Source organism: Desulfovibrio faecalis (genome assembly GCF_053570625.1).
On the sequence record NZ_JBRBQR010000001.1, the window covers coordinates 312959 to 325577 of the forward strand.

A 12619-nucleotide genomic window follows, 5' to 3' on the forward strand; every position below is an offset into this window, starting at 1 on the left:
TTATTCTTCACCGTCATCGTCCGCACTGTCGTCCGCAAGCCCTTCAGGCTCGGCAACAACAGGAGCGGAAGCGACATCGGTCATATCGTCATCGTCCATCTCGGCACTGGCGTCCCTGCCGGTCTGCCCGCCTTCGTCCACACGGTCAAAGCCCACCACATGACCGCCTTCATCAAGACGCACGAGCATGACACCCATGGTGGCGCGGCCCTTGCTGCGCACATCGTCAACGCCGATGCGCACGATCTTGTTGGACGAGGTCAGCAGGATAAGCCCGTCGTTGTCACGCACAGGCATGGCGCCGATCACAGGCCCGGTCTTGGCAGTCACCTTGAAGTTAATGATGCCCTTGCCTCCGCGAGACTGCAGGCGGTAGAGATCAACACTGGTGCGCTTGCCGTAACCATTTGCGGAAATGGACATAATTTCGGTGGTCTGATCGATATCCTTGACGATAACCGCCGCCACCACAAAATCCTGTCTGCGCAGGGCAATACCCTTGACGCCCGTGGCCACGCGGCCCATGGGCCGCACATCGTTGCAGGCAAAACGGATGGAAAAGCCATCTGCGGTAGCCAGAACAATGTGGTTATTATCACGGATGGGGCGCACAACCACAAGTTCATCGTCCTCACGCAGGCCAACGGCCATAAGGCCTGTCTTGCGGCACTTGGCGTACAACGAGGCGGAAGAACGCTTGATCATGCCCCTCTTGGTGATGAACAGGAAGAACTTGTCTTCGGCAAACTCGCGCAGGGCAAGAACTGTTGTAACCCACTCGTTTTCTTCAAGCGGCAACAGATTGTTGATATGTACGCCCTTGGCCGTGCGGCTGCCCTCCGGCACCTGATGCACCTTGAGCTGGTGCATGCGCCCCTTGTTGGTGAAGAGGCAGAGATACTGGTGATTGGTGGTGGACAAAAATTCCTGCACATAGTCGTCATCCGAAGTGTGCAGGGCCGCAATCCCCTTTCCGCCGCGTTTCTGCTGCTGATAGTTCTCAAGGCCGGTACGCTTCATGTAGCCACGGCGCGACAGCGTGATGACCACTTCTTCGTCAGGGATGAGATCTTCAATATCAATATCGGTCAGGGCTTCACGCAGCACTTCCGTACGGCGGGGAGTGGCGAAATTTTCGCGGATTTCGGCAATCTCACGCTTGAGTTCGCTGCGCAGCACTTCGGCATTTTCCAGAATGGAGCGGTAAAATTCGATTTTCTGCAGCAGATCCTTGTATTCGTTCATCAGCTCTTCGCGCTGAAGACCCGTCAGACGCTGCAATCGCATTTCAAGAATGGCCTTGGCCTGCACTTCTGAAAGTGCAAAGCGCTCCATCAGGGCATTACGAGCTTCTTCCGGATTGGCGGAAGCGCGGATAAGGGCCACCACCTCATCGATATTGTCGATGGCGATGCGCAGACCTTCCAGAATGTGCGCGCGGGCTTCGGCTTTTTCCAGATCGTAGCGCGTGCGGCGGATGACCACCTCACGCCTGTGATCCACAAAGCAGGAAAGCGCCGTCTTGAGGTTCAGCAGCTGGGGGCGGTTGTCCACCACGGCCAGCATATTGATACCAAAGCTCGTTTCCAGCGGCGTGAACTTGTACAGGGCGTTGACCACAATGTCGGGGATGGTGCCGCGCTTAAGGTCAATAACAATGCGTATGCCCTTGCGGTCGGATTCATCGCGCAGGTCGGTGATGCCGTCAATCTTGCGGTCATTGACCAAAGCCGCGATTTTTTCCACCAGAGAGCTTTTGTTAAGCCCAAAGGGAATCTCGCGGATAACGATACTCTGCGCGCCCTTTTTGCGGTCTTCAATTTCAATGCGGCCACGCACCTTAACCGTGCCGCGCCCGGTGTGATAGGCATCGTACAGGCCTTTGCCCGCGTAGACAAAACCCCTGGTGGGGAAGTCCGGACCTTTCACATAATCCATGAGTTCATCGATGCTGCACTGCGGGTTATCCAGCAGCAGTTGCAGGGCATCGCACAGTTCCCCTAGGTTGTGGGGCGGAATATTGGTGGCCATACCCACGGCAATACCCGAGCTGCCGTTGAGCAGCAGGTTGGGAACCTTGCTCGGCATGACCGTAGGTTCCTGAAGGGTGTTGTCGTAGTTGGGGCGAAAATCCACGGTGTTCTTGTCCAGGTCGTTCAAAAACTCCTGGGCAAGCTTGGACATGCGCACTTCGGTATAACGCATGGCAGCAGCGGCATCACCATCGATGGAGCCAAAGTTGCCCTGCCCGTCCACCAGCGGATCGCGCATGGAAAATTCCTGCGCCATACGCACCAGTGCGTCATACACGGCAGAGTCGCCATGCGGGTGATATTTACCGATGACGTCACCGACGATGCGCGCGGATTTTTTGTGCGGACGGTTGTAGTTGTTGGCAAGCTCGTACTGCGCAAAAAGAATACGCCTGTGAACCGGCTTAAGGCCATCGCGCGCATCCGGGATGGCGCGCCCGATAATGACCGAAAGGGAATACTCCAGATACGATTTGCGGAGTTCTGTTTCAATGCTGATCTGCGGCTGCTGCATATCTGCCACTGCGGGCCTCGCTGCTGTTATTTGGGGGCTGGAAGGGCAAGGCCTTCTGATGCAAAGGGCCTGTACCCTCCTGCATCCCCATTTTACGTGTCATGCGGCGAAAAACTTGAAAATCCTGATTTTCGCTTCACGCTTGATTTATTCACAGAAAAGCGTGTGGAACTGTCCGTGTAGGACAGTTCCACACGGATTTCTTTTAAATATCCAGATCCTGTACGGCCAGGGCGTTGCGCTCGATAAAATCGCGGCGCGGTTCCACACGGTCGCCCATAAGCTCCACAAAAGCGTCAGAAGCCTCGTTGGCATCCTCCACGGAAACCTGTAGGAGTACGCGATTTTCTGGATTCATGGTCGTCACCCAGAGCTGGTCGGGGTTCATTTCACCAAGACCCTTGTAGCGCTGGATGTTGATACCCTTGCGGGCTTCATCAAGCACCATGCGCATGAGCGTAAACAGATCCTCTGTGGCAACTTCGCCGTCCTTTTTGCGCAGGGTAAAGGCAAAGGAGCCGCACTGCTGGCGCAGCTCGTCAAAGAGCTGCCAGCCTTGCTTGTAAAGGCGGGAAGAGAAAAACTCCATGCCTCTGCGGGTATGGTGCCCACCGGTATTTTCAAACACGGCAAACAGGCGTTCTTCCTCGTCTTCGCTCTTTTCCCGCTCAAGAGTGAGCATGTATCCGTGACTGTTAAGCCATTCGATGAGTTCGCTGTCCTGATTTTCAAGGCTATGAGCGTCAATCTGCTTTTCATGGGTCACAAGGGCCATGAAGAGGTCACGCGGAGTGCCGGACATTTCGGCATCATTCACGCGGCCTTCGGCCTTTTCAATGTGTTCCATGAGACTGATGAGTTCCTTACCTCGGAATTCCTTTCCATTGGAGGCCACCACCGTCACGTCTTCGCTCACGCGTGTGAGCAGAAATTCGTTGAGCGCGGGGTCGTCCTTGATGAATTTTTCCATGCGCGAATTGTGCACACGGTACAAAGGCGGCTGTGCGATGTAGACAAAGCCGCGCTCCACCATCTCCTGATACTGCCTGAAGAAAAAGGTCAGCAGCAGGGTGCGGATGTGCGCTCCGTCCACGTCGGCGTCTGTCATGATGATGATTTTATGGTAGCGCAGCTTGTCGAGGTCGGTGTCTTCCTCGCCGATGCCTGCGCCCATGGCGGTAATGAGCGCCTTAACTTCCTTGTTGGCAAGCATCTTGTCAAAGCGGGTGCGTTCCGTGTTCAGGATTTTGCCGCGCAAGGGCAAAATAGCCTGATTTTTGGGATTACGCCCCTGCTTTGCAGAGCCGCCTGCCGAATCACCTTCCACTATAAACAGCTCGGATTCAATGGGATCCTTGCTCTGGCAGTCGGCAAGTTTGCCGGGCAACGAGTTGTCGGAAAGCGCGCCCTTGCGGCGGACAAGTTCCTTGGCACGGCGGGCTGCGTCCCGCGCCCGCGAGGCGTCTATGGCCTTGTCAATGATGAGGCGGATATCCTTGGGATTTTCCTCAAAATACACATTCAGGCGGTCATACACCACACCGGCAACCAGACCGGCAATTTCGCTGTTTCCAAGCTTGGTCTTGGTCTGCCCTTCAAACTGGGGCTGGGGCAGCTTGACGCTGATAACGGCGGTAAGGCCCTCGCGCACATCATCACCAGACAGCGAGGTGTTCTTCATCTTTTTGACCAGGTCGGCCTGGCCCTTGATGTAGCCGTTGATGGCGCGCGTGAGCGCAGTACGGAAACCCACAAGGTGGGTGCCGCCTTCCTTGGTCCGAATGTTGTTGGCAAAGGTAAAAATGTTTTCCTTGTACCCCGCATTGTACTGCAAGGCAAAATCCACGGTAACATTATCAACAATGCCTTCACCAAAGATTATGGGGTGAATGCCCTGCTCGCCGGAGTTGAGGTCGCCCACAAACTGGCGGATGCCGCCTTCGGCGTGGAACACATGGGTTTCGCCGATGCGCTCATCGATGCACTCGATAGTCAGGCCCTTGTTAAGATAGGCCAGTTCTTCAAAGCGCTTTTTCAATGTTTCATATGAAAACTCGAGAACTTCAAAAATCTCTTCGTCAGGTTTGAAGCGAACGGTGGTGCCGTGCCCTTCAACGAAGCCCTCGCTGATAACCACCAGTTCGTCCTGCGGTACGCCACGGGCATAGTGTTGGCGGTAGCGTTTGCCATCTCGGCGCACCGTGACCGTAAGCTCTTCCGAAAGAGCGTTGACGCAGGAAACACCCACGCCGTGCAGACCGCCCGAAACCTTGTAGCTCGAATTGTCGAACTTGCCGCCAGCATGCAGCTTGGTCATGACCACCTGCACGGCGGGCACGCCTTCCTTGGGATGGATATCCACAGGGATACCGCGCCCGTCATCTCGAACAGTCACGCTGTTGTCAGCATGCAGAATAACAGTGACCCGCGAACAGAAGCCGGCCATGGCTTCGTCAATGGAGTTGTCCACTACCTCGTACACCAGATGGTGCAGGCCGCGCGCATCTGTAGAGCCTATGTACATGGCCGGGCGCTTGCGCACAGCCGAAAGGCCTTCCAGAATGGTAATGGAAGAGGCGTTGTACCCGCCGTTGCCGGTTTCAGGAGCCATTAAACGTCTTCCTCGCTATAGTAGGTCGTTTCAGAAACCTTCATGGGCATGATGATAACTGTATAGTCGGCATCATCGGCGCCGCGGATACCGCAGGGGCCTTCAGAGCCGGTAAGCATCATGTCGATCTTTGCAGAAACAAAGTGTCCCAGCACGTCAAGCAGGTTGCGCGTGGGGAAGGCAATGCGTTTTATATCGCCATTATAAGCAACTTCAAGGCTTTCATTGGCCGAGCCCACATCCTGCCCCTGGGCGGAAAGCAGGGCTTCCCCGGCAGAAAGATCCATGTAGGTGCAGCGGTCGCTCTCAGTATTAAAAATGAGAATACGACCAAGAGCTTCGATGGCTTCCTTGCGGGCAAGAGTCATGGGGTGCATGTCTTCGCTGGCAAGCTTGCTCATGAAGATGTTGTAATCAGGGTATTCGTGGGCGGCGCGGGGCAGGCTGAGCGTTTCAGCGCCATCCAGGCTGCGCAGATACAGACGTTTGTCAGTGATATTCAGTTCAATTTCATCCACGCCAAGCCATTTTTTGATGTCCGCAAGATATTTTTTCTGGATCAGCATACCCGCTTCGGGCAGGCGTTCGGCCAGTTCGTCATGGGTAAAGGAAACAAGGGCAAACTGGTGGCCATTGAGGCCGCACACATCAATACGTCCGTTGCCGCGTGGCTTCATGCACAGGCAGGCAATGGCGTCCATGGCGTCGTCATCACTGATGCAAAAGCCCACCTTGTCCAGAATATCCTGCAAAAAGTCGCCAGACCAGGTGACAGCGTTTTCAGCAGGAAAGGCGGAGAAGTTCTGAAACCACTCCGCTCCGCTCACAGGCAGTTTGTAGGTGCGGCGTCCCTGTTCCAAAAGCAGATTGCCAGAAGCTTCATCAAGGGTGAGGTGCAGAACACCCGTGGGCAACTGACGTACAAGATCCACAAAGGCCCTGCCCTGAACGCCTATAAGGCCAGGTGCTGCAACTTCGGCAGGATAACGCCCGGTGAATTCAATGTTGGCGTCAGTAGACATGACTGAAAGGCTGCCTTCTTCAGCCTTGAGCCAGATGGAGCGCAGATATTGCGCTCCTGCCTTGGCAGGAATGATGGCAGCTGCCTTCAGCAGGCCTTCGATGATCTGCTCTTTGTTTACAGTAAGTTTCATATGTTTTTTCCTTACTATTATAGTCGTCTGTGTCTTTGTTCTTAAGACAGCTAACTTGCTTTTATTATTGAAAAATCAAGTGAACACCCCAACAACGTCCAAGGAAACGCCGGGAACATTTTCCCGTATTTTCGCCCGCTTGGCGGGCTGCTATTGTGCCTTGAGCTCCAGTTCTGTCACTAGTTGTTGGAGCGCTTTGTCACTAACTAGAATTTTCTTAATCTTTTTAATGGCATATATAACTGTGCTATGGTCTTTGCCGCCAAATGCCCGCCCAAGTTCCGGGTAGGATAGACCAAGCTTGCGCCTGCATATATACATGGAAACCTGCCGCGCCAGCACGAGGTCTGGTCGGCGTTTGCCGCCAAGTACATCTTCAGGCCGCAGATTCATGGCCCGGGCCACAACCCCAAGAATTTCCAGACAGCCAGGCGTCTTGTCGGCCACTCCCGTGCGTACAATATTTTCAAGGTCTGCCTGCGACAATTCGCAACCAGTAACGGAACAAAAGGCCGCCACCTTGAGCAGCAGTCCCTGCAACAGACGAAACTGCGAACAGCGCTGGGCAATGAACAGCAGTTGTTCCCGCGTGAGATTCATGTGCCGCTCTTTGCTCATGGCCTGTAGGTAGCGCATACGCACATCAAGGTCAGGCTCCATGAGTTCTACCACAAGCCCGCTTTCAAGGCGTGAGCGTAAACGTTCGTCCAGAGCCTTGAGAGCCTGTGGCTGACCCGTGCAGGCAAAGACCATCTGTCCAGGCTTGCCGTCCTGCCCGGCGCTGCGCGGGCAAGCATCCATGCAGGATACCAGTTTGCGTTGCCAGGCCGACTGGCCGACGATATCCTGAATATCGTCAAGCAGCAGAACATCGCACTGTTGCCAGAAAATTTCCGGCCTGCGCACCCATGCCGGATTGTCTGCGCAAAAGCGCGCAGCCGCAGAAATAATTACGCGGCTGCCTGTAGGCCCTTCTGCCAGGGTGGCTGCCATGGATCGCAAAATATGGCTTTTGCCTGTACCGCTGTGCCCACAGAGCAGAAAGGGATTGTAGGCCACATCAGCGCGCCTTTCTGCTATCTCCTTGGCGACAGCCAGGGGGAAGGCATTTTTTGCATTGGCAATAAATGCTGTGAAAGCATCATTTTCAATTCTGGGCGCTGCGGGGGGATCCGTGCGCACCATAAAATTTTGTTTGTTCTGATCGGCAGTTTTTTGCTCAACATGTGGAAGCGACCATGTCTGCGCGTGCCCCAGGGTGGGCTGTTCATATACTATTTGCGGAAGCTTTTTGTCGGCAAAGCGGGACAAAAGCGCCTGTTCAAAAAGATCGCGCTTTTGCTGCTTGAACCACGCGGCAAAATAAAAGTGGGGAAAGCCAACGGTTAGTGTATCGCCTTCATGGCACAGGGTAAGGGATTCCAGCCAGTCTCCCCTGTCGTTGGCCTTTTGTTGTGCCAGTATGTCCCGCAACTCGTTTTTCAGCATAGCGTATGTGGCCTGTCCATAGGCCTGTGGATAACTGTTCCTTCCGGGGTATTGCGCCAAGACATGCCAGCATTTCAGGCAGGGCCCACAGGCCTTGTTTGCCGGATTTGGCGCGGTTCTCGCCATGAAGGAACAAAGAGCATGCATACCATAAAGCTTAATATGAAACAAGTGCTGCCATATTCAACGGCCTCCCCGCTCCCTGTTCTGCGTGGAAAAACAAAGGGGATCCATGATACTGGTAGACGGCATGGATACAGTTTTTATAATATACTGCATTATCTGTTTAAATCTGTGCAAAACCTCAATGCCTGCTGAGACTGCTGGACGCGGCTGGACAAGGAACACCACGGCAGGTATACGTTTGCAATGTTTTTGCACATGAAGATTCGCTGGATACTGGTCGCGGCCCTGTTTCTGCTTTTTGCAGGTTTGTTTGCCTGGGAAAAGGGGTGGCTCCCGTTTGATCAGTTGCAAGCTGGCATCCCCGTTGCGGGTGGGCAGGCTTCTGCGGATCAGGCAGCACCAGCTAACGGTGGGGAGGACCCTGCCAACATTTCCAAAACCCAGGGGACAGAAGCCGCCTCTCAGACCAATATCGCTGAGAGTGACGGAAATACCGGAGCAGACCTGACGCAATCCGCTGCCCCGGAAGCTGCAAATCCAGATGAAGAATCTGCCGCCCCTGGCGAGGAAGTGGTCAAGGGCACGGTTGAGAAAGGTGATACTGTCACCAAGATTCTTGCGGGGGCAGACAGCCAGGCCGTGCAGGATTATATAAGCGCCGCGCGCCGAGTGTTTTCCATGCGGGCTTTTCGCGATGGACAACCTTACGTGGTTGTAACCGATGCCGCCACAGGCAAGGTAAAGCGCTTTGAATACGAGATAGACAGCCGCCGCCGTCTGGTGGTGGAGGGCGTGGAACAGCCCGTGGCCCGGGTGGAGGCCATTGAATATGTCACCCTGCTCACCACGATGAGCGCCACCATTGACGACAATCTTTTTCAGGCTGTGGCCGATGCCGGGGAAAGCCCGCAAATGGCCCTTAAGCTGGCAGAGCTTTTTGGTTCGGAAATCAACTTTATCCGTGATCTGCAAGAAGGCGACTCTTTCTCGGTACTGGTTGAAAAGCGCTATCGTGATGGCGAATACAAAGGTTACGGGCGTATTCTGGCCGCGCATTTCACCAACAAGGGTAAAACCTTTGAGGCCTATTTGTTCCGCGAAGGAAACAAGGCCGCCAGCTATTATAACAGCAAGGGTGAAAACGTCCGCAAATCACTGCTGCAGGCTCCCCTGGCATTCACGCGCGTGACCTCGCGCTTTACAAAAAACCGACTCCATCCCATATTGGGGTATAGCAGACCACATGAAGGTGTGGACTATGCCGCTCCTACCGGTACGCCTGTCAAGGCTGTGGGTGAAGGTGTGGTTACGCAGCGCGGCTGGGCTGGCGGCTACGGCAACCAGATTATTGTGCGTCATGGCGGCGGGTTGGAATCTTTGTACGCGCATCTATCCGGCTATGCTAGGGGCCTGCAAAACGGGCAGAAGGTGCGTCAGGGGCAGGTTATTGGTTTTGTGGGCATGACGGGCCTTGCCACGGGGCCGCATCTTGATTTCAGGCTGCGCCAGAACGGCAAATTCGTAAACCCCGCCAAGGCCATTAACCCCAGAGGCGAGCCGGTCAGCAAGAGCGCCATGAGCGCCTTTGAAAAAGTCATGGCTGTGGAACTGGCAGCGCTTAAGGGAGAAAAAAATTTTCCCGAGTATACTGTGGATAGCATTGTACTCGACAATGTGGATCTGCCGCAGCCTGAAAAAACATCCGAGCCAGAACACAAGGCCGAAAAACGCAAAAAGAAGCATAGAAACTAGATTATTTTCAGCTCGTAAAGTTTTTTCCGACACGCCCACCATATTTTGTTAAATGGATGCGCGGCATTGCGGCGGATTTTCCGCCCAGGGGGCTTTATGACATACTATGACCCAGCATCCGGGCTTTCTGTTACCGTGTTGCCGGGTTCGCCCGGCAATCCGGACTCCATTACGTACTACCCCTCCATTATCAACGATTCCACGGCTGCTGCTGAAGCCCTGCTTGCGGAAGAAAGCGCCAAATCCTTCATGCAGAGTCAGTGGCGGCTGGCCGCCTCCAACATGGTGGGGATTGGTGTTATTGCCAGTGGTTGGGCCTGATTGTTATTTGTCCCAGTTTTTAATGAAATATTAATTATTTTAGTATATTATTTGATAAAAATTTTAGAGTCGATTCTCGCAGCGACAACATCGCGCGGTGGAGTTTTTTCCAGGTGACAGCCAAATCTGGCTGAAAGCTACACTGTTTTGCCCCGTTTTTTGCTGTAAGTAGCCGAACATGGCCTGTTTTGGGCCTTGGCGGTTGCATTGTGAAGCGCGAAACGATACACAAATTCTCATGTCATCGCGCCGTCTCCTTTTTCTTACCCCCGCTCAGGCAGTCACTGCCGTCTTTCCTGCGTTGCGAAATGCGGGCTATGAGCTTGGCATTGCAGAAAATCTCAAAGGCGCTTCTGTTTTTATAAAAAAATCCGGACCGGACGTGATTTTCTCACGCCCCTCATTGCCGGGCTTTCGTGTGGAAGATCTGCTTGCCGTTGGCGCGGAAGACCCCAATTTTCCCCCTGTTATCGTTATTACGGATAAAGGCAGCCCTGAAGAGGCCGAGAGGCTCATGGGGCTGGGCGCTCGCGACTACTGGCTTGAACCGCTGGACGTGGAGCGCGTGGCCGCTGTGGCAGGCCAGAAGCGCAAGACTGCCCCGGTTCCGGCAGTGTCTACTCTTGGTGGGCACAAGGCCCGTCACGATGGCACAGGCCCTCGTATTGTGGGCGATCACCCGGCCATTGCCCGTGTGCTGCAACTGGCCCGCCAGGTGGCCGGATCGCGCGCTACAGTGCTGATTACCGGTGAATCAGGTACTGGTAAGGAAATGTTTGCCCGCTATCTGCACGCCATGAGCAAGCGCGCGGAGCAGCCCTTTGTGGCCGTAAACTGCGCCGCCCTGCCGGAACATCTGCTTGAGAGCGAGCTTTTTGGCCACGAGAAAGGCGCATTTACAGGGGCCATTGCTCGCAAGCCCGGCAAGTTTGAGCTTGCCGATGGCGGCACTCTCCTGCTTGATGAAATTTCTGAAATGGATATGGCCTTGCAGGCGAAGCTCCTCCGTGTGCTTCAGGAGGGCGAGATCGACCGCGTGGGCGGCACCGAAACCATCAAGGTTGATGTGCGCGTGCTTGCCACCACCAACCGCGATCTTGAGGGCTGGGTAAAAGAGGGCAAGTTCCGTCAGGACTTGTATTTTCGGCTGAATGTTATTCCCCTGCGTCTGCCTTCGTTGCGCGAGCGCGGGGATGACGTGCTGGAACTGGCCAGATTTTTCATAGGCATGTATACGCGTGAATACCAGTTGCCTGCCGCCCCCCTTTCTGAAAGCGCTATTGCCTGGTTGCAGCAGTATGACTTTCCCGGCAATGTGCGCGAGCTGCAAAACCTGATGGAACGCGCAGTTCTGCTTGCTAACGGCAGGCCTGTTGAGCCCTGCCATTTTCTGCTTGAAAATGAAGACTGGCCGCTGTTTGAAGAAGAGGCTCCCCAGTCGACTGCTCTGGTGGAAGAAGCCCATGCCAACGCGCTGGCGGCTTCTGCGGCTGTTCAGGATGTTGATGCGCCCCGCTCCAGCGAGTCTGCTCCGGCAACGGGCGTATTGGCTGGAGACAACCGCATGCAGGGCGCTGTGATTCCTCTGCATGAGATGGAGCGTATCATGATTCTCAAGGGGCTGGAGGTTACTTCCGGCAACCGTACGCAGGCAGCCGATCTGTTGGGTATTTCAGTGCGCACGCTGCGCAACAAGCTGAACGAATACAGAGCTGCCGGGCACCCCATTGACTGATTTTGTCCGGATAACTTTTTCAGGTAGATATAAAAACGCCCGCTGATGCGGGCGTTTTGCGTTCCGTGCGCTGGTTGGCGCCTCAAATCCAAGGTGGGCATGCGGAGGGCCTTTTGCAAGACTACCCCTCCCCCGCAACTACCCACCGTGAAAGGTACTAGCTGTGGATGTCGCAGCAGCTTTTGGCGAGTTTGTCATAAAGCCATGTCATGTCCATTGAACCGTGTTTTTCAATGGATTGCAGTTTTTTTAGGCCAGATTCTGTAATTTTGCGGGCCTGTTCCGCTACAGAAACTGCCTCCTGCCGTCGGATGGACACAATGCCGTCCGCATCCGCCACGATCAGATCACCGGGCTGAATAACCACGTTGCCCATGCTGACAGGTACGTTGATCTCGCCGCAGGCGTCCTTGTATGGACCGTTGGGCGATACTGCGCGCGCATAAACGGGAAAATCCGTCTGCCGCAGGGCTTCGGCATCGCGCACGGCTCCATCAATGACAAAGCCTGCCAGACCTCGAGCCTTGCCAAGTGCCGCCACAATTTCCCCTGCCACGGCTCTTTCCGTATAGCCCGCGCAGGATACAACCAGCACGTCGCCGGGTCGGGCATTATCGACAGCATAGTAGAGCAGCAGATTTTCGCTTGCGGGCAGATTGACGGTATAGGCGCTACCCACAATGCGGCTGTTGTTGAAAGGCTTGAGCGCTGACGGCAGGGCGGCGTTGCGGCCCAGGGCGTCGCAGATGTCCGCAACGGCCAGATCAGCATACTGGCGCACAATTTCAGACGAAAGGCGGTCAATCGGACAGTTGATGGCGTAACGCATGTTTTATTTCCTGCGCGGCATGCTTGCCCACCTTTGCCAAGCGGGGTTGATGTTCC

Annotated in this window: 8 protein-coding genes; 3 read left to right on the forward strand and 5 right to left on the reverse strand. The window is 54.8% G+C overall.

The window, feature by feature from the left end; translation table 11 throughout:
• The 4 genes from gyrA to ACUZ79_RS01330 all read right to left on the reverse strand — a co-directional run bounded on the left by gyrA (position 1) and on the right by ACUZ79_RS01330 (position 7800).
• Positions 1-2547 (reverse strand): DNA gyrase subunit A, encoded by a 2547-nt coding sequence (gene gyrA / locus ACUZ79_RS01315; RefSeq protein WP_449252153.1) that lies wholly within the window; start codon positions 2545-2547, stop codon positions 1-3.
• A gap of 205 nt (positions 2548-2752) precedes the next feature.
• The gene (gene gyrB, locus ACUZ79_RS01320; protein ID WP_240823277.1) at positions 2753-5158 is read right to left on the reverse strand and encodes a DNA topoisomerase (ATP-hydrolyzing) subunit B; all 2406 of its coding nucleotides are present in this window, start codon (positions 5156-5158) and stop codon (positions 2753-2755) included.
• Positions 5158-6312 carry a DNA polymerase III subunit beta gene (gene dnaN / locus ACUZ79_RS01325; RefSeq protein WP_240823278.1) on the reverse strand — a complete coding sequence of 385 codons (1155 nt, stop codon included), beginning with the start codon at positions 6310-6312 and terminating at the stop codon, positions 5158-5160. Before dnaN ends, gyrB begins: the two co-directional genes overlap by 1 nt.
• A 150-nt stretch (positions 6313-6462) precedes the next feature.
• Positions 6463-7800: a DnaA/Hda family protein gene (locus ACUZ79_RS01330; protein ID WP_449250465.1), complete on the reverse strand. Its 1338-nt coding sequence runs from the start codon at positions 7798-7800 to the stop codon at positions 6463-6465.
• A gap of 381 nt (positions 7801-8181) precedes the next feature.
• On the opposite strand from ACUZ79_RS01330, the gene ACUZ79_RS01335 reads away from it, so the two are divergent.
• The 3 genes from ACUZ79_RS01335 to ACUZ79_RS01345 all read left to right on the forward strand — a co-directional run bounded on the left by ACUZ79_RS01335 (position 8182) and on the right by ACUZ79_RS01345 (position 11734).
• Positions 8182-9678: a peptidoglycan DD-metalloendopeptidase family protein gene (locus tag ACUZ79_RS01335; protein ID WP_449250466.1), complete on the forward strand. Its 1497-nt coding sequence runs from the start codon at positions 8182-8184 to the stop codon at positions 9676-9678.
• Positions 9679-9774: 96 nt separating this feature from the next.
• Positions 9775-9999, forward strand: coding sequence for a hypothetical protein (locus ACUZ79_RS01340; RefSeq protein ID WP_240823281.1), 225 nt, complete (start codon positions 9775-9777; stop codon positions 9997-9999).
• A 238-nt stretch (positions 10000-10237) separates the two neighbouring features.
• Entirely contained in the window at positions 10238-11734 is a 1497-nt protein-coding gene (locus ACUZ79_RS01345) for a sigma 54-interacting transcriptional regulator (protein ID WP_449250467.1), read from the forward strand.
• A gap of 157 nt (positions 11735-11891) precedes the next feature.
• Here the strand turns inward: ACUZ79_RS01345 and ACUZ79_RS01350 are convergent, their stop codons facing one another.
• Positions 11892-12563, reverse strand: coding sequence for an RraA family protein (locus tag ACUZ79_RS01350; RefSeq protein WP_449250468.1), 672 nt, complete (start codon positions 12561-12563; stop codon positions 11892-11894).
• Positions 12564-12619: the final 56 nt, after the last annotated feature.